This window comes from Sorangium sp. So ce128, from assembly GCF_051525245.1.
Taxonomy (GTDB): domain Bacteria; phylum Myxococcota_A; class Polyangia; order Polyangiales; family Polyangiaceae; genus Sorangium; species Sorangium cellulosum_B.
On record NZ_CP150313.1, the window covers coordinates 8,317,754 to 8,343,522 of the forward strand.

The 25,769-nt window shown below is 73.6% G+C and carries 18 protein-coding genes; 10 read left to right on the top strand and 8 right to left on the bottom strand.

The window, feature by feature from the left end; translation table 11 throughout:
* Positions 1-74 precede the first annotated feature (74 nt).
* The 6 genes from WME82_RS31590 (at position 75) to WME82_RS31615 (ending at position 12,422) form a co-directional block, all read left to right on the top strand.
* Positions 75-2,714 carry a TonB-dependent receptor domain-containing protein gene (locus WME82_RS31590; RefSeq protein WP_437740199.1) on the top strand — a complete coding sequence of 880 codons (2,640 nt, stop codon included), beginning with the start codon at positions 75-77 and terminating at the stop codon, positions 2,712-2,714.
* A gap of 8 nt (positions 2,715-2,722) precedes the next feature.
* Positions 2,723-4,249, top strand: coding sequence for a hypothetical protein (locus tag WME82_RS31595; protein ID WP_438038338.1), 1,527 nt, complete (start codon positions 2,723-2,725; stop codon positions 4,247-4,249).
* A gap of 132 nt (positions 4,250-4,381) precedes the next feature.
* Positions 4,382-8,017, top strand: a complete 3,636-nt coding sequence (locus WME82_RS31600; protein ID WP_438038339.1) for an FG-GAP-like repeat-containing protein — start codon at positions 4,382-4,384, stop codon at positions 8,015-8,017.
* A 374-nt stretch (positions 8,018-8,391) separates the two neighbouring features.
* On the top strand, positions 8,392-11,103 hold the full coding sequence (locus WME82_RS31605; RefSeq protein ID WP_438038340.1) for a vWA domain-containing protein: 2,712 nt from the start codon (positions 8,392-8,394) through the stop codon (positions 11,101-11,103).
* 154 nt (positions 11,104-11,257) lie between these two features.
* On the top strand, positions 11,258-11,500 hold the full coding sequence (locus WME82_RS31610) for a hypothetical protein (RefSeq protein WP_231864310.1): 243 nt from the start codon (positions 11,258-11,260) through the stop codon (positions 11,498-11,500).
* A 142-nt stretch (positions 11,501-11,642) separates the two neighbouring features.
* Positions 11,643-12,422, top strand: coding sequence for a high-affinity nickel-transport family protein (locus WME82_RS31615; RefSeq protein WP_438038341.1), 780 nt, complete (start codon positions 11,643-11,645; stop codon positions 12,420-12,422).
* Positions 12,423-12,468: 46 nt separating this feature from the next.
* On the opposite strand, the gene WME82_RS31620 is transcribed toward WME82_RS31615, so the two are convergent.
* From WME82_RS31620 to WME82_RS31640, 5 genes are read right to left on the bottom strand one after another with little or no spacing between them, the layout of a single operon-like run.
* Positions 12,469-13,227, bottom strand: a complete 759-nt coding sequence (locus WME82_RS31620; protein ID WP_438038342.1) for a response regulator — start codon at positions 13,225-13,227, stop codon at positions 12,469-12,471.
* 4 nt (positions 13,228-13,231) lie between these two features.
* Positions 13,232-14,371, bottom strand: coding sequence for an ATP-binding protein (locus WME82_RS31625; protein WP_438038343.1), 1,140 nt, complete (start codon positions 14,369-14,371; stop codon positions 13,232-13,234).
* Positions 14,371-14,892 (bottom strand): Rab family GTPase, encoded by a 522-nt coding sequence (locus tag WME82_RS31630; protein WP_438038344.1) that lies wholly within the window; start codon positions 14,890-14,892, stop codon positions 14,371-14,373. Before WME82_RS31630 ends, WME82_RS31625 begins: the two co-directional genes overlap by 1 nt.
* Before the next feature lie 3 nt (positions 14,893-14,895).
* The gene (locus WME82_RS31635) at positions 14,896-16,674 is read right to left on the bottom strand and encodes an OmpA family protein (protein WP_438038345.1); all 1,779 of its coding nucleotides are present in this window, start codon (positions 16,672-16,674) and stop codon (positions 14,896-14,898) included.
* Positions 16,675-16,728: 54 nt separating this feature from the next.
* Positions 16,729-17,319 (bottom strand): hypothetical protein, encoded by a 591-nt coding sequence (locus tag WME82_RS31640; protein ID WP_438038346.1) that lies wholly within the window; start codon positions 17,317-17,319, stop codon positions 16,729-16,731.
* A 312-nt stretch (positions 17,320-17,631) separates the two neighbouring features.
* Here WME82_RS31640 and WME82_RS31645 point away from each other — a divergent pair, with 312 nt between their 5' ends.
* The gene (locus WME82_RS31645) at positions 17,632-18,588 is read left to right on the top strand and encodes a hypothetical protein (protein WP_438038347.1); all 957 of its coding nucleotides are present in this window, start codon (positions 17,632-17,634) and stop codon (positions 18,586-18,588) included.
* A gap of 28 nt (positions 18,589-18,616) precedes the next feature.
* Here the strand turns inward: WME82_RS31645 and WME82_RS31650 are convergent, their stop codons facing one another.
* From WME82_RS31650 to WME82_RS31660, 3 genes are read right to left on the bottom strand one after another with little or no spacing between them, the layout of a single operon-like run.
* Complete coding sequence (locus WME82_RS31650; protein ID WP_438038348.1) at positions 18,617-19,312, bottom strand: hypothetical protein; 696 nt, start codon at positions 19,310-19,312, stop codon at positions 18,617-18,619.
* A complete protein-coding gene (locus tag WME82_RS31655) occupies positions 19,309-20,547 on the bottom strand; it encodes an MbnH family di-heme enzyme (protein WP_438038349.1) in 1,239 nt (412 codons plus the stop codon). Before WME82_RS31655 ends, WME82_RS31650 begins: the two co-directional genes overlap by 4 nt.
* 5 nt (positions 20,548-20,552) lie before the next feature.
* Positions 20,553-21,464, bottom strand: a complete 912-nt coding sequence (locus tag WME82_RS31660) for an MbnP family copper-binding protein (RefSeq protein WP_438038350.1) — start codon at positions 21,462-21,464, stop codon at positions 20,553-20,555.
* A gap of 308 nt (positions 21,465-21,772) precedes the next feature.
* Here WME82_RS31660 and WME82_RS31665 point away from each other — a divergent pair, with 308 nt between their 5' ends.
* The 3 genes from WME82_RS31665 to WME82_RS31675 are packed head-to-tail and all read left to right on the top strand — an operon-like array spanning position 21,773 to position 25,748.
* Complete coding sequence (locus tag WME82_RS31665; RefSeq protein ID WP_438038351.1) at positions 21,773-23,995, top strand: TonB-dependent receptor; 2,223 nt, start codon at positions 21,773-21,775, stop codon at positions 23,993-23,995.
* An 8-nt stretch (positions 23,996-24,003) separates the two neighbouring features.
* Positions 24,004-24,888 carry a hypothetical protein gene (locus WME82_RS31670; protein WP_438038352.1) on the top strand — a complete coding sequence of 295 codons (885 nt, stop codon included), beginning with the start codon at positions 24,004-24,006 and terminating at the stop codon, positions 24,886-24,888.
* Complete coding sequence (locus tag WME82_RS31675; protein ID WP_438038353.1) at positions 24,885-25,748, top strand: hypothetical protein; 864 nt, start codon at positions 24,885-24,887, stop codon at positions 25,746-25,748. Before WME82_RS31670 ends, WME82_RS31675 begins: the two co-directional genes overlap by 4 nt.
* The last annotated feature ends 21 nt before the right edge of the window (positions 25,749-25,769 follow it).

Here is a 25,769-nt window from a genome sequence, read left to right on the forward strand (position 1 = left end):
AGCGCCGTCAGCGCTCCCGAGCTCTCGCCGGGATCGCCGTCGCTCCCCGGCCCCGCTGAGGACAGGGCGAACTCATGTCGTCTTCCGATTCCTGCTCGCACCGCCGCCGCGACGATGTCCCGGCGCTCGACCCGACCGACGACGCCCACGCAGCGCGGCCGCGCCGCGCGACGGCGCTCCAGCGGAAGCTCCTCGCCTGCGCCGTCGCCTTCGGCGCGATGACCGCCGCGCGCGGCGCGCTCGCCGACGCCCGCACCGAGGCGCGCCTCCACTTCCGGGCAGGCATGGATCTCATCGCCCAGAAGCAGTTCGACGAGGGCATCCGGCAGCTCCAGAAGGCCAACGAGATCCTCCCGCACCCGAACGTCACCTTCAACATCGCGCGCGCGCACGCCGAGGCCGGCCACATCGAGCAGGCGCTCGCCGCCTACCGCGAGTACATCGCGAGCGACCCCGCGGACCGTGAGCAGGTGACGCGGATCGTGGAGCAGCTGGAGCAGCGCCTCGCCGCGCAGCGCGCCGCGGCGATCCCCGAGCCGAAGCAGCCGCCGGCGCCCGCGCCGCAGCAGCCGGCGCCGCAGCAGCCCACCCCAGGCGAGGCGCCCGCCCCGCCGCCCCCCGCCGGGGAGCCCGCCGCGCAGGGCGCCCCCGCGACGGCCGCGACGAAGGCGCCGGGGCCGGGCTCGAAGGCCGCCCCCGGCGACGCCGCGAGGATCGTCGGCGCGGCCCGGACCGAGGACGTCTACCAGGAGACGGTCGTCACCGCCTCGCGCGGCGCCCAGAGCCCGCTCGACTCCCCGAACTCGACGACCATCGTGACCCGGCAGGACATCCGGCTCTCCGGGATCACGCGCATCCCCGAGCTGCTCCGGCGCGTCGCCGGCATGGACGTCATGCAAATCACGGGCGGCGACGAGAACGTGTCGATGCGCGGCTTCAACAGCCGCCTCGCCAACAAGATCCTCGTCCTCGTGAACGGGCGCACGGTCAAGAACGACGTGCTCGGCTCGACCTTCTGGGAGGCGCTCTCGATCGACGTGGATCAGATCGAGCGCATCGAGGTGGTGCGCGGCCCGGGCTCCGCGCTCTACGGCGCCGACGCCTTCGCCGGCATCGTCAACATCATCACGATCGAGCCCGGCGTCGGGAAGAGCGGCTTCCGCGCGGGCTACGGGGATCACCGGCAGGGCTACGCCTCGGTGTGGGCCTCCGCGCGCGAGGGCGATTTCGCGTACCGCCTCTCCGCGGGCTACACCCGCTACCCCCGGTGGTCGCGCGAGGTCGCGGACGACCGCATCGACCTCGAGACGAGCGGCCAGAGCCAGGATCTCGGCGCGCAGAACGTCCGCATCGACCTCCGGACCTCGCAGCGGCTCGGGCCGCAGCGCGAGCTCACGGTGGGCGCCGGCTACGCCCGGAGCGAGCTCGACGTCTACGGCATCGGCCCCTTCAACGACTACAACCTGGAGGTCGCCAACGCCGACGTCGCGGTCGCGTACCGCAGCGAGAACGTCAACGCGCGGACGTACTACTCGAACCTCGACGGGTACTCGCTGCTCAACGCCGCCTACCTCGGGCACACCCTGTTCGCAGGGCGGCCGCAGCAGCACGTCGTGAACGCCGAGCTCGAGTTCGTGAAGACGCTCCGAGCGCCCAGCCCCGTCGTGCACGACTTCCACATCGGCCTCGGCTACCGGCTCAAGGCGACCTCGTGGAGCTACCTCGAGGACGACATGCCGCTCGAGCACCAGGGCTCGGTGTTCCTCCAGGACTCGATGAAGCTCGGCGAGCGCGTCACGCTGGTCGCGTCCGGGAGGCTCGACTACGTGCCCTACCTGGAGCGGCTCATCCCGTCGCCGCGCGGCTCCGTCATCGTCAAGCCGACCGAGCGCCAGGCGATCCGCCTCTCCGGCTCGACGGCGTTCCGCTCGCCCACGTCGCTCGAGGCCTACGTCGACCTGCCGATCCAGCTCGCGCTGCCCGGCCTCGAGCTCCTCTCGACCTCGAGGACGCCGGACAGCTCCGAGCGCCCCATCGATCCCGAGCAGATCATCACCGCCGAGGCGAGCTACCTGAACCAGCAGAGCGATTACTTCGAGTTCGAGGTCACCGCGTATTACAACCGCGTGAGCGATCTCATCGTGCTCGCCGAGCCGCAGCGCACGACCCTCTCGCAGCGCGCTCACGGGTCCGGGGGGCTGAACCCGGAGACGGGGAGATACACCTCCGGCTTCGGCGGCTTCGAGAACCAGAGCGACGTCTACCACGTCTTCGGCGGCGAGCTCGGCGGCCGCGTCTACCCCACCGAGGGGCTCGACATCTTCGCCAACTACGCGCTCAACCGCTCGGTGCACCGGCGCCCTGACGGGCGCGACGCGCTCGAGGACGCGCGCACCAGCCGGCACAAGGTGAACGCAGGGGTCCAGGTCCGCACGCCGATCGGCGTCGACGGTGAGGTCACGTTCCACTACCAGTCCTCGCAGGTGTGGGCCGAGCAGGTCCCGACGGGGACGGTCATCGCCACGAAGCAGTACGAGCTGCCCGCGTACACGCTGCTCAACGCGCGCGTCGGTTACCGCTTCCTGGACCGCGCCGAGATCTCCGCGACCGTGTTCAACGCGCTCGACGGGCTCGGCGACAACGCGCTGCAGATGCACCCGTTCGGCAACCGCATCGGCCGGCGCTTCATGGGATTCTTCAGCTACTCGCTCTAGGCAAGGCCATGCTCCGACCCAGCCCCCGCACCGGTCTCCTCCTGCTCGGCGCGCTCCTCGCGGCCCTCCCGGGCTGCGACGACGTGGAGGTCTTCGTCCCGCTGCCGGACCAGAGCGGCCCCGCCGGGGTGCTCGACGGCACGGTGACGTACGCCGGACCCCGGCCCTGCACGAAGGACGGCCACGTCGTCGGCGCCGCGGTCGTGCTCGGCTTCGACACGCGCCTGCTGCCGCCGCCCGAGGGGCTCGGCACCTCGGCCGCGAGCATCGACGTGATCCCCGGCGACGAGCTCTTCGGAGGCCTGGGCGCCGCGCTCGATCGCTCCGAGGACGGCGCGCTCCACTGCCCCGAGCCGGACGAGCCGCCCGTCACCGTGAGCGTCCCCTGGAGGCTTTCGCCCCTGGTCGCTGGCACCTACCAGATCCGCGGTTTTTACGACCACGACGGCAATTTTGACCCCACCTTCAGCATCGCCAACCTGCCGACCCGGGGCGACGTGGCCGGCGGCGCGATCGAGAACGCGACCGAGGTGCTCGAGGGCGCCGCCCCGCGGTACCGCGCGATCACGATCGCCGCCCCCATCCCCGAGACGGGCACGCGCGTCAGCGGCATCGCCGTCACCCTCGGCCTCCCGCTCCCGCTGGAGCGGCCGCTCTTCCACGTCGCCGAGGTGCTCGCGCCGGCGTCCGGCGTCACGCAGAGCCCGAGCGAGGTGGTCATGGCCTCCGACTTCCAGCTGGAGACGTTCAGCCCGGCCGATCCCGCCGGCACCGAGGCGTCGCTGCTGCGCCTGCGGCTCGCCGCGGGGGTGCCGGACAGCGAGGTCGCGCGCGCGGCGAAGCCCCCGCTCTCGCTGGCGGTGGGCGGCGAGCCCGCGCCGACCCTCACCTATGCGCGGCAGGACGTGAACGGCGACGGGGCGATCGACGGCGACGATCATGTCCCCGACTCGGCCCTGATCCCGGCGCTCTTCCCGATCTCGGTGTTCGCGAAGCAGGACGACAAGGAGCCGCTGACCAGCCAGGCCGCGCCCGCGGTGCTCCTCCAGGGGCTCACGATCTACGACGATCTCGTGACCACGGCCACGCTCGGCCCGGAGCCGCTGAACGAGCCGCGAGACAGCGCGCTCATCGGCGTCCGGCCCGCCGCGCTGTGCATGCACCCGACCGAGCCGGAGCGGGGGGGCGTGCTCGTGCTCAGCCACAAGACCGACAAGGAAGGCAACGACATCATCGCGGAGCGGGACGTGGCCCAGGTCGAGGCGGCGCTGAGCCGGCAGTTCGGGCGCACGATCGAGGTGGCGTTCGGCTGCCTGCCCGAGGGGAGCTACGCGCTCAACCTCATCTACGGCACCGGTCAGGCCTGGACCGTGCCCAACGAGGCCGGCGTGTGCGCGCCGTCGGAGGCCGAGACGGCCGACGTCTGCGGCGCGCGGCCGCGCCTCGCGTCGCAGAGCGTCGTGCTGCGCATCGGCCCGCCGGACGACAGCGCGTACTGCGCCGAGCACCCGACGCCGGCGGCCTGCGCGCGCTGAGCACCGCAGCGGCGTCGGGTCGCGCGCGGCGCGAAGGCCGCCTCGATCCGGGCCCGGGCGCGGTGAAAGCGCCGGTTTCCTGCTGGAGGCGGCGGTTGCCTCGCGCGCGCGAACCGATGGTAGGGTCTCGGCATGCGCTGCACTTGCTTTCCCTCGCTTGCTCTTCTGGGGGCGCTCGGCGGCGCCGCGGCGGGCGCGCTCGTTTCATCCGACGCGTCCGGCGGCTGGCCCCCGCCCCCGTGGGCCAGCGCAGCGGACATGGCCGAGCCCGAGCACTGGCCGAACGACCCGGACTACGGCACGTCGGTCACGCAGAGCGGACAGTGGGGCTTCTACTCGTTCATCCCGGCCCCGAGCGGGTACGTCCGGCCGGAGGAGTCCGCCGCCGGCATGGCGATCGATCTCGCCTGGCGCTTCACCCAGGGGGACCCGCGCGTCAGGATCGCCGTCGCCGACTCCGGGATCTTCTGGGGAGAGGGGGATCTCCTGGAGAAGGTGTGGCTCAACCAGGGCGAGCTCGCGGCCCACATGCCGCGGCGCGCGGACGGCGCGGCGTGCGGCGGCGACGGCGCGCTCGCGGGCTTCGACTGCAACGGCGATGGGGTCCTTTCCATCGCGGACTACAGGGACACGCCGGAGCTCACGCCCGCGGCGTCGGAGGGGCGACCGCAGGGGGATCGGAACGGGAACGGCCAGCTCGACGCCGGCGACCTCATCCTCCACTTCTCGGACGGGATCGACGACGATCAGAACGGCTACGCCGACGACATCGCGGGCTGGGACTTCTTCAAGAACGACAACGATCCGTTCGACGACGCCCGCAACGGCCACGGCACCGAGGGCGCGAAGGCGTCGGCCGCGCAGACGAACAACCAGCTGGGCGGGGCGGGCGTGTGCCCGCAGTGCAGGTTCATCCCGCTGCGCGTCGGTGAGAGCCACGTCGCCGACGCGCAGGACCTCGCGAAGGCGCTCCTCTATGCGGCGGACAGCCGGGCCAACGTCGTGCAGTGCCCGGTGACCACCGTCGACAACACCGGCTTCGTCCAGGCGGCGCTCGACTACGCCCACGCCCAGGGGACGCTCGTCGTCGCGTCGATGGGCAACGAGGGCTCGCGCCACCACAGCGTGCCCGCGACGAGCAACCACGCGCTGCCCGTGAGCGCCGTCCGCTACGACGGCCAGAGCGTCGCGACGTCGACCACGTTCGTCGACGCGTCCCCGTGCTCGAGCTTCGGCGGCAACAACGTGCTCGCCGTGTCGAGCCCCGGCTGCGCCAGCGACGCGACCGCCGAGCTCGCCGGCGTCGCGGGGCTGCTCTACTCCGTCGCCCTCGACCGCGGCGTGTCCCTGTCCCCGGGGGAGGTGCAGGGCCTGCTCGTCGCGACCGCCGACGACATCGCCGTGCCGGAGTCGCTGGAGCCCGGGTCGCTGTACCGCTTCTCGCAGGCGGGGTTCGATCAGCGGTTCGGCCACGGCCGCGTCAACGCGAACCGCGCCGTGGAGGCGCTCGGCGAGGGGCGCGTGCCGCCCGCCGTCGACATGACGTCGCCGCGGTGGTTCGAGGTCGTTTACAAGGATCAGGTCCAGGGCCCGGTGCCGATCGAGGGCACCATCTCGGCGAAGCGGGCGATGGCCTACGACTACTGGGTCGAGTGGGCGGCAGGCGCGCAGCCGCTCGCGGCGGATTTCAAGGTGATCCACAAGGAGACGAACGTCGCGCCGATGGTCGTCACCGGCGCCGAGGGCCCGCTCGCCTCCCTCGACGTGCGCACGATCGACACGTCTCACCTCCGCGACCCCGACAGCCCCCACGGCGAGGACGATCGCGCGATCACGGTGCGCGTCCGCGCGAGGGCCCACTACGCCACCGGCGACGTGGAGAGCGAGGCGCGGCGCACGATCCACGTCGACAGCGATCCGACGCTGGTCCAGGGCTTCCCCGTCCGCGTCGGCGACAGCGGCGAGGGCAGCCCGAAGATGGCCGACATCGACGGCGACGGCGTCCGCGAGCTCGTCTACCCCACGGCCGGCGGCGCGCTGCACGTGCTGAAGGTGACGCCCAAGGGGCCGCAGCCGCTGCCGGAGTTCCCGTTCATGACCGGCGCCACCGACGGCCTGCTCGATGAGCCGGCGTCCCCGGCCACGCCCGATTACCTCGGCGCCCCCGCGTACAGCAAGGTGAACAGTGAGCTCGGCCGCGAGCCGATCCTGAGCGCGCCCGCCATCGCGGACCTCGACGGCGACGGCAGGCAGGAGATCGCGATCTCCACGTGGCCGGGCACGATCTACGTCATCGGCGCGGACGGCAGCGGCCGGTACGGGTGGCCGAAACGCCTGCCCGAGATCCCCTCTTGCCCCCTCGATCCCGGGGCTCCGGCGAGCGCGCCGTGCATGTCGGCGGCCGCGCGGATCGCGCGCGGAGCCTTCGCCTCGCCGGTCCTCGCGGATCTCGACGGCGACGGGCGGCTCGACGTGATCCAGGCGGCGTTCGACGGCACGGTCCACGCGTTCGACAGGGATGGCAACGCGCTGCGCGGCTTTCCCGTCGAGGTGCACTACGCGGGTCCGCTCGCCGAGGAGCCGGCGCGGAGCCGCCTCCTCGCGACGCCCGCCGTGGCCGACTTCAACGGCGACGCGCTGCCGGATCTGCTGGTCGCGTCGAGCGAGCGGCTCGGCGAGGACGGCGAGGCCGGGGCGGTCTACGTGATCGATGGGCGGGGCACGACCGCGCCCTCCGGGCCCGTGCTCGCGGGGTGGCCCATCACGGTGCCGTCGCTCTCGTTCGACCCGCTCGCCGCGGAGGGGATCACGGCCTCGGGCGTCGTCGGGCGGTTCGACGGCGCGCTGGCGGGCGTCGTCCAGGGCAACGGCGCGCCGCCGCTCGTCCTCCCGGCCTCACCCGGCGAGCAGCGCGAGCTCCTGGCGACGCCGGCGGGCGCGCTGCCGCGGGCGAGCGGCGGCTCGCCGGCCGGGCTCGACCCGACGTTCGGCCCCCTCTCGCCCGCCGCCGGCGCCCGGACGATGATCCCGCTGCTGTCGCAACCTGCGCTCGGCGACATCGATCAGGACGGCACCCCCGACGTCATCGCCGCGGGCGCCTCGAAGGCGGCCGCGCTCGCCCTCGCGGGCACGCAGGGGGCGACGCAGCCGGGGCCTCACCTGCTCGCCGTCTGGAGCGGCAGGTCGGGCGCGATGCTGCCTCGCGCCCCGTTCGTGCTCGAGGACTACGCGATCTCGGGCAGCCAGGCGGTCGTCGATCTGAACGGCGACGGCTACCCCGAGGTGCTGAGCGGATCGAGCGGCTACTTCCTTCACGCCTTCGACGGGTGCGGCCGGGAGCCGCGCGGGTTCCCGAAGTTCACCGGCCAGTCGATCACCACGACGCCCGCCGTGGGCGACCTCGACGGCGACGGCACGCTCGAGATCGCGGTGGGCACCCGCGACGGCTGGCTCTTCGCCTGGCACACCGAGGCGACGACGGGCGCGCTCATCGCCTGGGAGAGCCTCCACCACGACAACCAGAACACGGGCAACCTCGACACGCCGCTCAGGCAAGGGGTCGCGCGGACGGCGCCGCGGCCGCTCACGGTGGACCTGTGCGAAGGCCCGCAGCAGGCCCCGCTCATCCTCCAGCTGGGCGGAGGCTGCGCGTGCGAGGCCGCGGGCGCCGGGCCGCGGCGCGCGTCCGGCGCTCGCGGCGCGGGCGCGGCGCTGGGCGCGGCGCTGGTCGGGGTGATGGCGCTGTGGCGGAGGCGGCGGAGGGCGTAGGCCGTGAGGGAGCCGCGCACCACCGCGCGGATCCGCGTCGACGAGGGCGGCGCGGTCCGCCGGATCGAGGCCGCTCCACACGCGCGCCTCGCCCCCTTCGCCGAGCCGCCTCGGCCCTGCAGAGCCGGAAGGCCAGGCCGCGGCTCAGCGGCGCGCCGAGTACCTCGCCGGGGAGGGGAGGAGCACAGGCGCTGCCGCGGCGCGTGAGGTTCGAGCCCCGGAACCTCCCCGCGCCGCCGCTGTCATTCCGCAGGCACGACGGACAGCCGGCCAGCGCGGCCGAGCGCCCGCCTGAAGGACGCGGATCCGCGCGTCCTCGGCGCGGATCCTGAGGACGTGAGCGCGCCGCTCCGCGCGGCGCACGAGGGAGATCTATGCCCAGCGCGAACACGACGGACGCCGGGGATGGCGGCGCCGCCACCGATCCGAACCTCACCGCCGCGAGGCAGCCCGACGCGGCGAGCACCGGCGAGGCCGAAGGCCCGGTGCGCTCCGTGGAGATCGTCATCTCCTGGGGCACGACCGTGCTCTTCGTCCAGCACCTGACGCCGCCGCGCGCGTTCGACGTCGGTGAGGGGCGCGACGACGGGCGCCCGTGCGACTGCTTCCTCCCCGAGCGCGCGCTCGGCGCGCGCCGCGCGCCGCTCCTCGAGGTCGACGGCGCCGGGCGCGTCGGCTTCGTCCTGCAGGGCGCCGCGACGGGGACGCTCACGCTCACCCCCGGCGGCGCGCCGCTGTCCGCGGCCGCGGCGCGGGAGCTGCACGCCGGCGCGGAGCGCGCGTCGATCCCCGGGGCCACGCTCGTGCCCCTGCCCGCGCAAGGGCGCGTGGACGTCGAGATCGCGGGCGTGCGGATCCAGATCCGCGCCGATGCCGCCGCAGGCGAGCGCGTGGGCCGCTCGCTCGTGAGCCGGAAGAGCCTCGCCCTCCACGCCGTCTCGGCGGCCCTGCACCTCGGGCTCCTCGGCGCCCTCGCTCGCTGGGCGCCGCCCCTCGTCGACCCGTCCACGGGCATGAGCGCGGATCGGATCGCGCTCGTGCAGCAGTACCTCGCGTCCGCCGACGAGCGCGAGCTGCGCGCGGCGATCGAGCGCGAGGGCGAGCCCGCCGCCGACGCGAAGGAGGGCGGCGCAGGGACGCGAGCCAAGGGCGAGGAAGGGTCGATGGGCCACCCGTCGTCCACGCCGCGCGCGGGGGCGACGGGGAACAGGTGGGGGGTCAAGGGCCCGAGCGACAGCCCCGATCCGCACGTGGCGCGACAGCAGGCGCTGCGCGACTCGGCCGAGTTCGGGATGATCGGGCTGCTCAACGCCGGGGGCGGCGGCGATCCGAGCGCCCCCACGGCGCCGTGGGGGCTCGACGGCGCCGCGTCGTCCGCAGGCGGCGCGGGCCTCCCCCTCGCCGGCCACGGGGGCCTCGCCGGCGAGAGCACGGCGCCCGGGCTGGGATCCATCGGGACGATCGGGCACGGCGCGGGCGCCGGGTCGGGCCAGGGGTTCGGGAGCGGCCACGGGCGCGCCGGCGCCTCCTCGCCGCCGGTCTCGGCGCGGAGCGCGGCCGCCTACGCTCCGGAGCCCGAGGTCGCCCTCGATCCGAACGGCCGCTTCGCCACCACGTACCGGCCCGGGGGCGGCCACCTGGCCGCGTTCGAGGCCGCCCTCGCGCGCGGCGTCGTGCCCGCGGCGGAGCGCGAGCTCGTCGGCGACGTCGCCGCCCGCTACGCCCCGGAGGTCCCGCTCGCCCCCGACAAGGCGCTCGGCCTGCGCGCCGACCTGGAGCGCGCCGCGCTCGGCCCGGGCGGCGGCGCCTTCCACCTGCGCCTCGCGCTCCGCTCCGCGGCGGCGGCGGCGGCGGCGCGGCCGCACCTCTCCGTGCACCTCGTCCTCGACACGAGCGGCTCGATGGCCGGCGCGCCGATCGACAGCGCCCGCCGCGCCGCGCAGGCGCTCGTCGATCGGCTCGCGCCGGCCGACGACTTCTCGCTCACCGCCTTCTCCAGCGACGCCGAGGTGGTGATCGAGGACGGCCCCGTCGGCCCGCGCCGCGCGGCGATCCGCCGCGCCATCGAGGGGCTCCGCGAGGGCGGCGGCACCAACATCGGCGCGGGGCTCTCGCTGGGCTACGCGCAGGCGAGCCGGCCGGGCATCCCCGAGGACGCCGTGCGCGTGGTGCTGCTCGTCTCCGACGGCCGGGCGACGAGCGGCCTCACCGACAGCGAGCGCCTGGCGTGGCTCGCCCTCGACGCCTTCCAGCGCGGCATCCAGACGAGCGCGCTCGGGCTCGGCGACGACTTCGACGGCCAGCTCATGAGCTCGATCGCGAGCGACGGCGCTGGCGGCTACTATTACCTGCGACACCCGGAGCAGATCGCGCCCGCGCTGTCGACCGAGCTCGACAAGCGCCTCGACCCGGTCGCGACCGCGGTGGAGGTGCGCGTGCGCCTGAAGGCAGGCGTCGAGCTGCTCCGCGTCTACGGTTCGCGCCGGCTGGACGGCGCCGAGGCCTCTCGCGTCCGCGCCCAGGAGATCGCGGCCGACGTCGCCGCCCAGTCGCGGGACCGGATCGCGGCCGACCGACGCGACGACGCCGAGGGCGGCATGCGCTTCTTCATGCCTGTCTTCGCCCGCGATGATCGGCACGCGCTGCTGCTCAAGCTGAGCGCCGGCCCCGGCGCGGGGAAGCGAAACGTCGCGACCGTCGAGCTGAAGTACAAAGATCGGCTCTCCAAGAGGAACGTGATCGAGGAGATCCCCATCGAGGTGCGTTATGCGGACAGCGACGCCGCCAGCGCGGCGTCCGTCGACGCGTCGATGACGCGCACGCTTCAGGGCTTCGCCGCGGGCGAGTCGCTCGCGGAGGCCGCTGCCCGCGTGGCGCGCGGCGATCGCGCCGGCGCCGCCGTGCTCCTCTCCGAGCGCGAGGGCATCCTGCACGAGGCCGCGACCCGGCTGAACGAACCGCTGTTCCTGGAGGATGCGGCGCGCCTGTCGCGCCTCCGCGCGCACATCGGCGCAGAGCAAGGCCTCGGCGATCCGCTCGTGCTCGCGATGTTGCTGGAGACGGCGGGGCGATCCCGCCTGCGCTGACGCGCAATCGCAGCGCGCGCACGGGCGGAGGCGTCGCCCAGGTGGTAGGCTGAGCGCGGCCATGACAGACAGAGTCTCATCGACCGGACGCGCTGCGCTGCGAGAGTCGCTGCTCCAGTTCTCCGCTTTCGCCGACGCGCTCGAGTCCCGATCCATGCGCGAGGCCATCGATGCCTGCATCACCGTCCTGGACGCTCCAGGGCCGCTCGACAAGCGCGACCTTGCCCCGTGGCTCAAGGTCGTCCACGAGCGCGCGGCCGATGTCTTTCGACGGGGTATCCGTCAGACCACGGGTGTGCTGCGCCAGCAGATGATGCACGGCCTGAAGCAGGCTGAAGAAGACGCGGTCTGGATGCAGCAGGCCATCGACGCGCTCAGTCGAGACCGCGCGAACTGACATGCTGAGCTGAAACAGCGCTTGTCGCCCCCGCGCAGACGACGGCTCGCCGCGACAGGCCGAAGCGAGCCGGCCGGAGGCGGGAGCAGGCGGCCGCGCACAGCGTGACACGACGCGCGCCGTCCGTGCTACGAGAGGGGACATGTTCGCCTCGGCGTTTCCGCTGCTGCTCCTCGGCTTCTCTCTCGGGATGCGCCACGCCACCGACGCGGACCATGTGATCGCGGTGGCGACCGTCGTGAGCCGGGTCCGGAGCCTCGGGACGGCGCTGCTGATCGGCGCGATGTGGGGCGTCGGCCACACGCTCACGCTGATGGTGATCGGCGGTGGCATCCTGCTCTTCGGGCTCGTGGTGCCGCCGCACGTCGGCCTGGCCATGGAGCTCTCGGTCGCCCTGATGCTGATCGGCCTCGGGGTGTACCACCTGGCGCGGCTCTACCGGGCGGTCCGGCGGGGCGAGCCGCCGGCGCCCGACGTTGCTCCGGTCGAGCAGGTTGCGCAGGTTGCGCAGGTTGCGCAGGTTGCTCACCACGACGGCCACCGGCACGACCTCGGCTGGGCGGACCGCGTTTTCGGCGGTTCGCGCGTCTATGCGAGCCTCCGGCCGCTGCTCATCGGCGTGGTCCACGGCCTCGCGGGCTCGGCCGCGGTGGCGCTCCTCGTGCTCACCACGGTGCGCGACCCGCGGTGGGGCATCGGCTACATCGCGCTGTTCGGCGTGGGCACGATCGCCGGGATGACGCTCATCACCGGGGTGCTCGCGCTGCCGTTCGCCTACGCGCGCGCTCGCACCAGCGGGATACACTACGCCTTCGGCGCCGTCGCCAGCCTCCTCAGCGTGGGGTTCGGCCTGTTCCTGGCCTACGACATCAGCTTCGGATCCGGGCTGTTCACCGCGAACCCGCGGTGGACGCCAGGCTGACGGCGCCCGGGTGGGCCGCGCTCGCCGAAGGGGCGACGCTCGGCGCTCACCGGCTCGCGTTCGACCAGGCGCGCTCGGCCTCGCGCGGCGACGCCGGCGCGAGGTGCGCGTCGATCTGGGTCATGAGCCAGTCGAGGAACTCGTCCTTCAGGATCGTTTGCGCCACGTGCAGATCGGTCCAGACGGGCGCGCGCGCGGCCGCCCGGTCGCTCGTCTGCACCACGACCGGGATCGTGCAGAACCTCGCGTCGTCGCGCATCGCGCGGATGAACTCCACCCCGTTCATGACGGGCATGTGGACGTCCACGATGGCCAGCGCCACGGGCTCGCGCGCGAGCAGCTCCAGGGCGTCGCGCCCGTTCTCGGCCTCGAGCACGCTGAAGCGCGGCTCGAGGATCAGCCGGTAGCACTCCCGGATGTCCGCGTCGTCGTCCACGACGAGGATGGTTACCCCCTCGACCGCGCCGAGCACGCGCTCGACGGCGGCGCGGAGCTCCCCCGCGGTGACGGGCTTGCGCACGTAGCCGGCGACCCCTCGCAGGATCGCCTCTGCCGGCTTGTTCACGACGGAGACGAGCATCACGGGCACCCGCTCGCGCGACTGCACCAGCCGGTTGAAGGCGAAGCCATCCATCTCGGGCATCAGGAAGTCCGCCAGGATGAGATCCGGCGTCCACGTCCGGAGGAGCTCCAGCGCCGCGCTCCCGCCGCGCACGCTCCGGACGTCGTACGCCGCGCCTTGCAGCGCCTCGGCCATCCACGCGAGCGTCCCCGAGTCATCGTCGACCAGCAAGAGCTTGGCCATGGCATCACCCCCCTTGCGCCCCGCTGCCACCCGCCTCGCCCGCCGCGCCGACACGCCGCAGCCGGAGCCAGAACCTCGCCCCACCTTCCGGCCGCGCCTCGTACCCGATCGCCCCGCCCCACCGCTCCACCGCGATCCGGGCGCCGTAGAGCCCGAGGCCGCTGCCCGCGCCAGGGTCGTGGCCGTGCGCGAATTTCTGGAACAGGCGCGGCGCGATGGCAGGGGAGACGCCAGGCCCATCGTCCTCCACCGTCACGCGAGCCCACCGGGGCTCATCGTGCACTGCGACGCGCACCGACCTGCGCGGAGGCGTGAACCGGAGCGCGTTCTCGACGAGGTTGGAGACCACGCGCGCGAGCCTGGGCTCCTCACCGACGACGGTGCACGGCCGCGCGCAGCCGATCTCCGGCGGCGCCTCCAGGCACACCCCCCGGCTGCGCGCCATGGGCAGGAGCGCCTCGACGACCCGAGCGACGGTGTCGCGCACGTCGACCACCGCGGCGACGTCGCCGCTGGAGGCGTCGGACGCCATGCCCTCGGCGGTGAACACGTCGAGGATCTCCCGGATCAGCTCGCGCTGCCGCAGGGCGGCCTTCAGCGCGACCGCGGCGAGCGCGCCGCTCTTCTCCGGGAGCGGCTGCTCTCCCAGCAGGGACAGCGCGCCGAGGAGGCTGTTCAGCGGGCCGGAGAGGTCGTGAACGATGCAATGGACGAGGACATCCTTCCGCTCGACCTCGCGCGACAGCGCCTCGTGCACGAGGTGAAGCTCGCGCGCCCGCTGGAGGACGCGGCGGCGCTCCTGGAACAGCGCGTCGTTCCGGGTGATCACGAGCAGCCGCGACGAGCCCACGCGGAGCGCCGTCGCCTCGAGGTGAAGCGCCTCGTCGCCGATCATCTGCGTCCAGAAGTCGGATTGCACGCCCGGCGCGCCTTCCGCGGACCAGGCCCGCTCCGCCTCGGGGAGGAACACCTCCAGAAAGGGCAGCGCGCGATCGATCGGGAGCGGCGAGTCGCGCCACGGCGGCGCGAACCCGAGCCTTCGGAACCACGGCGGCGGCTCGCCGCGGATGACGAAGGTCCCGTCGTGCAAACGCTCGAGGACGAGCTTGTCCAGCGCAGCGAGGAGCCACGTGTCCACGTCCATCAACCCCGCAACAAAGGCGCTTCGCTCGCCAGCATGGCGCGCGTCAGCGCGTTGAACGCGCCTTCGACCCCGGCGCCGGTCTTGGCGCTCGTCCTCGTGATCCAGAGGCCCGCCCTCCTCAGCCTGGCCTCGGTGGCGTCGTCGATGTCCCACGCCGCGGTGAGATCGGCCTTGTTCAGGACGACGACGGCCGGGACCTCTCCGACGATCGTCCGCGCAGCGGTGTAGAGGCGGAGCCCGGTCTCCGCCGTGAGGCGCCGCGTGCCGTCGATGACGAGGAGCCAGCCCGCGGAGCCGCGCAGGTACGATGTCTGGACGGACTGGAACTCGTCCTCTCCGCTCAGGTCCCAGAGGATGAGGTCGAGCTCGCCTTCATCACACCTCACGCGCCGTGTCTCGATCGTCACGCCGATGGTCGTCCGGTAAGACTCGGAGAAGATGCTGCGCACGAAGCGGGCGACGAGGCTTGTCTTGCCGACCCCCGTCGCGCCCAGCACGCAGACCTTGCGTTTCTCCGCCATGACTCAGTCCTTGCTCTCTGCGTGCAGGTCCACAAGGAAGATCACGCTGCGCGCGCGGCGCTCGTCCGCGCTGGCGATGCACTCGGCCCGCGCCGCGCCCCCGGCGCAGGACGGGGGCACGACCTCGCGCCGCGTTCCCCCGCCGCTCGCTCGCAGGCGATCGGCCGGGATCCCCCGCGCGACGAGCTCAGCCGCGACGTGCTCCGCGCGGGCCTGGCTGAGCGCTCGGTTCGACGCCTCCGGTCCGACGGGATCCGCGTAGCCGATCTCGCGGATCTCGGCGGTCATGCCGGCCTCGCGCGCGCGGGCGATCAGCCGCCCGGCAGCGGCCGCGACCTCGTCGAGGCGCGCAGCCTGCTCGCCGGAGAGCCGCGCGGCGCCGCGGCGGAAGAGGAGCTCCATCGCCTCGAGGGCTCGCGCCGCCGCGCGCGCGCGGTCGATCGACTCCTGCGCCGTCAGGCCCTCGCCGTCGAACCCCGAGACGCCGGGGAGCACCGCCGCCGACCAGCGCGCGCGCTCGATCCAGCGCTGGGGCGCGACCCCGCTGGCCACGACGGCGCCGCCGCGCAGCGCCAGGGTGACCCCGGGCGGCGGCTCCAGCGCGCGCGCCACCCGGCGCTCGACGATCTGCGGATCGAGCGAATAGAAGGGCTCGAAGCGCAGGATGACCTCCTGGCGCACGGGGCCGCCGCGCTCGAGCACGGCCCTCGGGTCCGCGGCGAGCGGATCGCGGAGGCCCGTGAACACGACCTGGCCGCCGCGCCGCTCCGCCGCGGTGACCAGCAGGCCGGGCTCGCGCCGCAGCGCCTCGCCCCAGGCCTCGACGCGGCGCTGCTCCTCCCGCGAGGCGCGCACCGAGAAGACGAGCGCGGTCGCGACGGCCGCGGCCAGCAGGGCGGCCACCGCGAGCACGGCCCGAGCTCGGCGCGGGACCGGCTGGCGTTGCTGCTGGAGGCAGCGCGAGAGCAGCTCGCGGGCGCCGGAGAACGGCGTCCGATCGCCGCGGAAGCCGGCGAGCTCACCGCTGTATGTGAGGTGGACGTGCTCCAGCGTCTCGGACAGGACGAGCCCGTACGCGGGCGGCGCCACGCCGCGCACGATGGACACGAGGAGCGCCGACGGGCCGTGCTCGACCCACCCTGTCAGATCGCCGACGCGGAAGCGCTCCAGCCGCGCGTCGGTCCGGAACGCGTCGTGGGCGAACGCGTCGATGGCGGTGAGCATCGCCGTGACCTGATCGGGATCCCTGTAGGGGATCTCGTCGGCGCTGAGGTGCTCGAGGACGAGCCCCGTCCCGCGGTGGACGAGGAAGAGCTGCTCGGTCCGGTAGACCATCGAGCGGAGCAGCACCACCTCCGCGAAGGGACGCCCCGTGCGGCGCGCCTCGACGCGCCAGCGCACGCTCTGCCAGGACAGGCCGAGGGCGACCGCCTCGTTGAGGCGCTGGATCATCGCCCGGAGAGCGCAGCGCACGGCCTTGCGGATGGCCGGCCCCATGGCGGGGGAGATCGCGTCCGCGAACGACCCCGGGTCCTGGCGCACGCGCTCCTGGATCGCGCTGGCGAGGAGCGGCTCCAGCGCCCACGAGAGCGCCTCACCCTTCTTGCGGCTCTCGATCACCGCCTCGGGCAGCGCCCCCGCGACCATCTCGACCATGGACTGGTCCAGCCGCTCCTCGATCCGCTGGATCCGGTGCTGCTCAGGGCCCACGAGCAGGGGGCGGAGGTCTTCGAGCGTCTTTCTCGGCGGAGGCGCCCCGCGGTGCGCTCTCGGCTCTCGCATCGTTCTTCTCCGGACCGCCGCGCCCGCTCCGGTGGCCGGAGCGGCGCGGCCGCCTCACGCTGCCTCGTCCGAGCGGCGCTCCGTCTTCTGGTACCGCTCCGACGCCGCGGCCGCCTCGCGCGCCGGCGCGTCCGGCGCGCTCGCGTCGGCGCCGTCGCCCCACACGGCGGCCAGCTCGCGCTCGAGCATCGCGCTCAGCTCGCTCCGCGTGCGCCGGGTCTCGTCGAGGAACGATTTGGACTGATCCAGCAGCTGTTGCCGGAGCTCGCGCTGCGTGCGCGCGACGAGCTCCTCCAGCCGCTGGACCCGCTGCGCGATCAGCTCGAGCGCCTCCCGCGACTCGCGCGCCGCGCTGCTGAGCGCGCCGTCGGCGGCCGCGCGCTGGGCCTCGATCGACGCGCTGAGCGCCTCGATCTCCCCGCGCACGTGCGCCTCCAGCGCGTCCAGACGCCGGCGCGCTTCGCTCCGCAGCTCCTCCGCCTGGGCGACGACCTGAGCGTCGGTGTGCGAGAGCCGGCGCGCGAGCTCGCGGAACTGGGTACCGAACAGGATGTCGCGCACCTGCTCCAGGCTGTTGGTGATCGCGGACTCCAGGTGTGCTGCGGCGGCCTCGTGCTCCGCCCGCCCGCTCGTCCTCATGGTCATGATGAAGCTCCCCTCTCCGTGCGTGCCCCGCGTGTCGCGTTCTGCGAGCCGAGCTCGCTCGTCATCGCGCTCTCGTATCGCTTCGTCGCGCTCGCGACGCCTCACCGAGCTCGCTCCCTTGGGTTTTCTCTTCCGTCTGGACACGATGTCCCTCGCTCATCACGTCACGCGCTGCGCAACATGGGTCAGCACCCTGGCTGCGGGTAGCCCTCGGGAGAGCCTCCGAGCGGCCGCGGCTCGGCCGGGGAGCCGCTCGGCTGCTCCGAGGCGCCGCGCTGAACAGGAGCTCTCGGAGCCCGGTAAGATGCTCCCATGCGAACCCCGCGAACCTCCCTGGTAGCCGCGGCCTTCCTCGCGGCCTGCGGCGCTCCGGCCGGCGGCGCTCCTTCGGCCAGCGCTCCATCCGCGAGCGCCGCCGCCTCGGGTTCCAGCTCACCCCCGGCCGCCCCGCCGCCGCCGGCCCCGCGGGCCGCCGCCCCCGCAGCCGCGGCCTCCCCTGCGCCGGCGCCCTGCGGCGCGCTGGGCTGCCTCGCCTTCGATACGCCGGCTCAGGCCTTCGCCCGCGTCCTGGAGAGCGGCCCGCGCGTGCTCGCGGTGGGCGAGGCGCACGCACAGCAAGGCTCGGAGGGCATCCCCTCGACGACCCGACGCTTCACGGAGCTCTTCCTGCCGGCGCTCGTCGGCCGCGCCTCCGATCTGATCATCGAGCTCTGGGCCGTGGACCCGCGCTGCAAGAAGGAGCAGGTCGCGCGGGTCGAGACGGAGCAGCGGACGGTCACGCAGGGCCAGGCGGCGCAGAACCAGAACGAGTTCCTCGCGCTCGGCCACGCGGCGAAGCGGCTCGGCATCCGGCCCCACCAGCTCACGCCCTCCTGCCAGGAGGTCGACGCCATCGTGCGCGCGGGGCCGGACGCGGTGACGGCCATGCTCGAGATGATCGCGCGCCAGACGGCCGCCGAGGCGAAGGCGCTGCTCGGCCGCGAGGACGCCGCGGGAAAGATGGTGATCGCCTACGGCGGGGCGCTGCACAACGACGTCGCCCCGCGCCCTGGGCGCGAGCGCTGGAGCTTCGGACCGGAGCTCTCCGCGATCACCGCCGGGAAGTACGTGGAGCTCGATCTCATCGTCCGCGAGTTCATCAAGGAGTCGGAGTCCTGGCGGGCGCTGCCGTGGTATCCCCATTTCGATAGGGAGCAGCACCCGGACAAGGCGGTGCTCTTCAACCCCGCGCCGGGCTCGTACACGCTCATCTTCCCGCGCTCGTCCTGAGCCGGCACCGCCGCGCCGCGCGGCGGCTTCAGGGCAGGATGGTGAACGTGACCGACGCGCCCGGGAAGGGACCGCCGCCCTGCACGATGCGGTTGTTCTCGAACAGCGCGCTCATCACGCCGACCGTGATCGGCGCACCGGCAGCGCGGAGCTTGTCCCAGGCCGCCGCGTCCGGCGTGTAGCTCAGCTTGGTCGTGAACACCTGGAGCAGCAGCTCGCGCTCCGCCGTCGTGAAGACCAGGAAGTAAGCGCGCCCGTTGATGGGCGTCCCGTGAGCCCAGGCGGCGCGCGCTGGCCCAAGGAGCGCCCCGAGCTCCGCGACGATCGACGCCCCCGGCGAGGCGAGCTCCCGCGCCCCCGGCGCCGCGACGGCCGCGAGCCGCAGCTCCGGCGCGGCCCGAGGCGCCATCCGCTGCGCCGCGCCCGCGACGTGGAAGGTCAGCTCCGGCGCGACGTCGCCGGGGAGCATCGCGCCGTCCTCGGGCGCGTCGAACACCGTGCCCTGCGAGGGATCGTCCTTCGGCTCCACGGCGAGCAGCGCCGCCAGGGCCTCGTCGGTCGCGCCGCCCTCGAAGATGACGTCGGCCAGGGTCGGGTCGGACGCCGTCCCGCTCGACGTGTGGTCGTGGCTGTGACCACACGCCCCGGTGTACATCGCGGCCGACGCGAGCGCCGCCAGCGCGGGCACGAGGAGCGCCCGGCTCAGGAAAGGCCTTCGGCTCACGGCGCCTCCGCCCAGGGATCCGCGAAGCGCGGGTCCTTCAGAAACTCGTCGTCCGTCAGGGTTTGCAAGAAGGCGATCACGTCCGTTCTCTCCTCTTCTGTGAGATCGAACCCGCTGATGAGCTCGCTCTTGAACTTGTTCTCGCTGCCCACACCGGCGTTGGGGAGGCCAGCCTCGATCGTGCGCCCTCCGGCGGCGTAATGGTCGAGCACCCCCTCGAGCGTCTCGATGCTGCCGTCATGCATGTACGGCGCCGTGACGGCGATGTTCCGCAGCGTGGGCGCGCGGAACCGGCCCATGTCCGCCTCTTTGTGGGAGATCTCGTAGACTCCCCCGTTGCCCTCCGGGTAAGCGCCGTTCCCGTCCGTGTTGTAGAGCCCCGTGTTGTGGAACATCACCTCCGTGAAGGTGGTGCCGTCGTGCTCCACCGAGTCCGACAGGTTGAAGCCGCCGTGGCAATGGAAGCACTCCAGCTTCTCGGAGAAGAAGAGATCCATCCCCCGCAGCGCCGCATCGGACATCCCGGAGGGGTCGCCGCCGTAACGGTAACGGTCGTAGGGCGCGCGGTAGGAGAGCAGCGATCGCTCGAACGCCGCGATCGCCTTCGTGATGTTCGCGAGGCGGATGGGCTCGTCGTCGCCGGGGAAGGCCTCGGGAAAGAGGTCCTGGTACAGCGGCTCGCCCTGTAGCCGCTCCAGGAGCTCGCCCTCCATGCCGGCGAGCCCGAGCTCGACCGGCGTCTCGCCGAACATGGGCAGGAGCGCTTGCTCCTCGAGCGCTTCGATGAGCGGATTCGCCCAGGTCAGCGTCGTGAGGTAAGCGACGTTGGCCAGGCTCATCGAGCTGCGCGAGTGCAGCTGGCCGGTCGAGCCCTCGGCGTTCGCGAGGTGGTCGGTGAACGCGAGCTCCTGGCGATGGCACGAGCCGCACGAGTACGTGCCGTTGCCGGACAGGCGCACGTCGTAGAACAGCCGCCTGCCGAGCTCGACCTTCGCCGGCGACATCGGGTTGTCCTCGGGGACCTTGGGCACCGGAAAGCCCGTCGGCAGCCCCCACGCATAGGCGCCCGCGCCGCCTCCCCCATCGCCGCCGCCGCCCTGGCCGCCGCCGCCCTCCCCCGTCGATCCGCCCGGGCCATCGTCGTCGCCACAGGCACAGCAGAGGGCCGCGAGCGCGGCGAGGGCGGAGGAGATCGCCGAGCGGCGGAGAGCGGTCATCGAAGCGAACATCGCCATGGCGCCTAGTCTATCCTGAAGAACGACTGCTGATCGGGGCGCGGCGAGCCGTCGGTGCTGTCGATGCCGAGATGGGTGAAGAGCGGCAGACACTCGGAATCCGACGGATCCGACATACAGCCGGGGATGTCGTCGGCGCTCCCCGACAGGTCGCTGTCCGCGACGAGCGCCGCATAGTCGACGAGCACCTTCGTCGTGAGCGGGTCGATGCCCTCGAAGACGATCTCGGCGACGTTGGGGCGATCACACGCGGTCACCTCGCCGCCCGCGCCGGCGACGCAGCCAGTGCTCCCGATGTGCACGAGGAACGGCTTGTCGTCCGCCGTGGAGACGCTGTCGAGGCGCAGGAACTTGTACCCGTCGTTCCAGCTCCAGAACAGCCCCGTCAGGTTGAGCGGCGACGGCGCGCTCGACGCGTCGCCGTGATTCAGGTCGAACGGGACGCCCAGCTTGAACGACAGCCCGTCGTAGTCCCCGGCCGGGACCGTCCCGCGCACCACGCCGTTCGTCTCCTCCGTCCCGTTGGCGCAGGTGCCCGATCGGTCCTCGAAATCGAGGAGCACGACGTCCTGGTACTGCCACAGCTCGTCCTGCTCGAGCGAGAGCGGCACCTCCTCGCCGTCCGCGCGGCGCAGGCGCACGTCGTGGATGTAGAGGCGGAAATCGTTCAGCCCCACGTCCGTCGAGGCGCTGCCGACAGCGTACGTCTCGCTGCAGGAGAACACGTCGTCGCGGACGCGGCCTTCGAACTGCAGCTCGACAGCGATTGTCTCAGCCCCGCCGCCCCCCCCGCCGCTCGTCGAGGTCGACGCGCCGTCGACAGGGGTCCCCCCCTCATCGTCGCCGCACGCCATGAGCGCGAGGGCCGCCCCGACCAGCGGGAACCAGAGCCGTGATGCACGAAGACCGGATTCCATGAGCGTCCTCCCGAGGAACGATGCGCGCCACGATAGGCCGCGCCGCCCCTCGCCTGAATGCGACATGTTGTCGCTATCTCGATCCGCCCGAGAGCGCGAGTCGATACGGCGTCGGAAGAGGGCTCGCGGACGGCCCCGGAGCAATCTTCGGCGGCCAGCAGACAGCGACGCCACCGACGAACACACGAACACACGAACGCGCTCGCCGCCTGCGACGTCGACCAAACCGCCGGCGCGCCCGCCGGGCGAGCGTGCGCGTCCGCAGGATAACACGAACCGAGAAAATCGTGCTACTGGCCAGCCCACCTGTGATTCGCTCCCTGAGCACGGCACTCCCGCTGCTTCTTGTCATCGCGTCCGCCGCGCCTGCGCGCGCTGGCGACGGCGCCACGCCGGCGCGCGCAGGCGACAGCGCGGCGCCTGCACGCGCCGGCGCCGCGCCTCCGCCCGCGGCCGGGGCGGCGACGTCGGCGGGCGGCGATGCCTCGGGCGGCGCCGGCGCAGCGGCGCCCGCCTCCGGCGCGGCGGGCGCCGCTGCGCCCGTGTCCGACGCCGCGCCCATCACGGTCGTGGTGCAGGGCGCGGCGCCGCCGCGCAGCGCCTCCGAGTCGGTGCGCGGGCAGGCGGAGATCCGGGCGGCGCCCCACCGGACGGCGAGCGACGTGCTGCAGCTCGTGCCGGGCGTGTTCACCTCCCAGCACAGCGGCGAGTGCAAGGCGCACCAGATCTTCTTCCGCGGCTTCGACGCGGTCCACGGGCAGGACCTCGAGATCTGGGTCGCGGGCGCGCCGGTCAACGAGGTCTCCAACGTCCACGGCCAGGGCTATACCGACCTCCATTTCGTGATGCCGGAGGTGATCGGCGAGCTCCGCGCGCAGCCGGGGTCGTACGACCCGCGCCAGGGCGACTTCGCGGTCGCCGGGACGATGCGCTTCGATCTCGCCTACGGCGAGCCGGGGATCACCGCCACCGCCTCCGCGGGCTCGTCCGGCGCGCGCCGGCTCTTCCTCGCTTACCACCCCGAGAACGCGGACGACGCCACGTTCGCGGCCTTCGAGGCGTACGGGACCGACGGCTTCGGGCCCGCCCGCGCCGCCGGCCGGGCCTCGCTCGTCGCGCAAGCCGTCTACCGGCCGGTCGCCGGCGTCTCCGCGCGGGTGATGGCGTCGGCGTTCGCCTCCCGCTGCGGCTCCGCCGGCGTCCTGCGCCTCTGCGACATCGAGTCGGGCAAGGTCGACCGCTTCGCCTCGTACGATCCCGATCAGGGCGGCGACTCGTCGCGCGCGCAGATCGTCGTCGATCTGCGCGGCTCGGGCGACGGCGCCGCCCGCGGGGAGGGCCTCTCGCTCACGCCGTTCGTCGTGCTGCGCGCGCTCCGGCTGCGCTCGAACTTCACCGGGTACCTCGCGGACCCCACGAACGGCGACGCCACACAGCAGCTCAACGAGGCGATCACGGCGGGCGCCACCGCGTCGTACCGGCTCGCCTTCCCGCTGCTCTCCGACCGCGACACGTTCGAGGCGGGCGTCGTCGCGCGCACCGACTGGATCGAGCAGTCGCAGCGGCGCCTCGCGGCCGTCGACGACAGGCCGACCGCCACGCTCGTCGACGCGAAGGTCCGCGCGACCGACATCGCCGGCTACCTCGACGCGTCGATCCGGCCGGCGCGGCGGATCACGCTGCGCGGCGGGCTGCGCGCCGACGGCCTCGCGTACCAGGTCGTCGACAATGTCGGTCAGGGGGCCCAGGCGCGCGGCGCGCAGGGCGTCCACGTGGGCGGCAAGGGCACGGTCGACGTGGCGCTGTTCCCCGGGCTCCGCGCGCTCGCCAGCGTGGGCCAGGGGTTCCGCTCGCCCCAGGCGCGCAGCCTCGGCGACGGCGAGCGGACCCCCTTCACGCGGGTGCTCTCCGCCGAGGCCGGGCTCCGCTACGCCGACGAGCTCGTGCGGGCGTCGGCGGCGCTGTTCCACACGCGCCTCAGCGAGGATCTCGTCTTCGACGAGGCGACCGCCCGCAACGAGCCCGTGCCCGCCACGGCCCGCACCGGGGTGGCCCTCGACGCGGTGGCGCACCCGGCGCCGTGGCTCGTGTCGAGCGTCGGCCTGACGTACACCCGGGCCGCCTTCACCGCCTCCGGGGGGCGCTACGCGGCGGGCGATCTCCTCCCCTTCGTGCCCCAGGTCGTCGCCCGCGCCGATCTCGCGGTGACGCCGCGCCTCGGCGCGCTCTTCGGCAGGCGCCTCGAGGCCCGCGCCGGCGCTGGCGTGACGCTGCTCCACGGCCGCCCGCTGCCGTTCGGAGAGGTCGGCCACGACGCGCTCGTCACCGACGTGACGGCGCACGTCCGCTACCACCGCGTCGAGCTCGGGCTCGACGTCTACAACCTCCTCGACGCGGCGTGGTTCGACGGCGAGTTCGTCTACCCCTCGAGCTTCACCCGCGGCGCGGCGCCCGACCTCCTCCCCGCGCGGCACGTGACGGTCGGCGCCCCACGCAGCTTCCTCGCTTCGCTCTCCCTCTACATCGGCTGAGGTCCTCGATGACATCCACCACCGCACAGACCCGATCCCGCCGGCGCGCCGCCCTCGCCGCGTCGGGGCGCCTCGCCGCGGCGCTCGCCGCGGGCGCGCTCGCCGCCGGGTGCGGCGCCGCAGGCGACGACGCGACCTCCGGCAAGCGCCTGACCCTGGCGACGCAGATCGCGCCCGACGCCGCGTCGGCCGCGCCGTTCACGAACGCGCTCGGCTGGACCATCACGCTGTCGAAGGCGCACCTGGCGATCGGGTCGCTCCACTACTTCGAAGGCGCCCCGTTCACGGCGCGGCGGCCTTCGCCGGGCGGCGCCCCCTCGCTGCTCCAGCGGCTCGCCCGGTGGGCCGTGCCCGAGGCGCACGCGCACCCGGGCCACTACCAGGCCGGCGAGGCGAGGGGCCAGATGACGCAGCCGACGTCGGTCGACCTGCTGCAGGGGACGACGGCGCTCGCGGACGCGGACGCCGTGAGCGGCGTCGCGCGATCCGCGCGCTTCACGTTCGGCGCGCCGCCCTCGGGCCCGCTCGCCGCGGCGCTCGACGGGCACGTCGTCGCCGTGGAGGGCCGCGCCGAGAAGGGGGAGCTCGCGCGGGTGTTCCGCGCGCGCGCGCTGGCCGCCGACGTGCTCGACGACGCGACCGGCGAGCCGTCGGTGGAGGGGTGCGTCTTCGAGGAGGTCTTCCTCGACGGGCCCGGCGCCGTCACGCTCGTCGTGAAGCCGGCGGTCTGGCTCGATCAGGTCGACTTCGAGGCCGTCGCCGCGAGCGAGGACGGCGCGCCGGTCGACCTCGAGCCCGAGAGCCAGGCCCAGCGCGGCTTCACGCGGGGACTCAAGAAGGGGACGGCCTACGCGCTCTCGTTTGCGCCCGGCTCCCCGGAGGAGAAGGAATGACGATGAAAGGACTGTGGGTGGCGGCGGCGACGCTCGCCGCGGCGGCGCTCGCCGGCTGCGGCGAGGACGAGGCTGGGGCCGGGAGCGTGGCGTTCTCGACGTGGGGAGAGGAGTACATCGAGCAGGAGATCCCGGCCGCCGATCTCGCGGACGGCTGGAGCATCCACTACGAGAAGTTCCTGTTCGTCGTCCGGAACGTCACCGTCGCCGATCGCGAGGGGAACGTCGGAGCGCGCATGCAGGGCTCGATCCTGTTCGACCACACGAAGGCCGGCGCCAAGCCGGTGGTGACCTTCGACGACCTCGAGGCGAAGCCCTGGGAGGCCGTCTCCTACGAGATCGGCCCGGTGGACGCGGACACCGCGCTCGAGGGCGCGACGGAGGAGGACAAGGCGCTCATGCTCGCGGCGGGAGCGTCCGTGCACATCGAGGCGATCGCGCGGAAGAGCGACGACGGCGGCGAGGTCGAGAAGCGCCTCGACTGGACCTTCTCGCTCGCGACGCGCTACGCCGACTGCAAGGGTGAGAAGGCCGGCAAGGAGACCGACGGCGTCCTCGTCACGAACGGCGGCACCGACGACGTGGAGCTCACCATTCACGGCGACCACTTCTTCTACGACGACCTCCAGGCCGCGACCGCCGCGCGCCGGTTCGCGCCCATCGCCGCCGCGGACGCCGACGACGACGGGGCCGTCACCCTGGAGGAGCTCGCCGCGGTGCGCCTCGTCGAGATCAAGGAGGGCTCCTACGGGACGGGCAGCGCCGGAAACATCAATGATCTCGGGGCGTTCGTCGCGGCGCTCTCGCGCACGATCGGGCACTTCCGCGGCGAGGGAGAGTGCGTCTCCGGAGACCCGTGACGGGGCCGGGCGCGCGCTCGC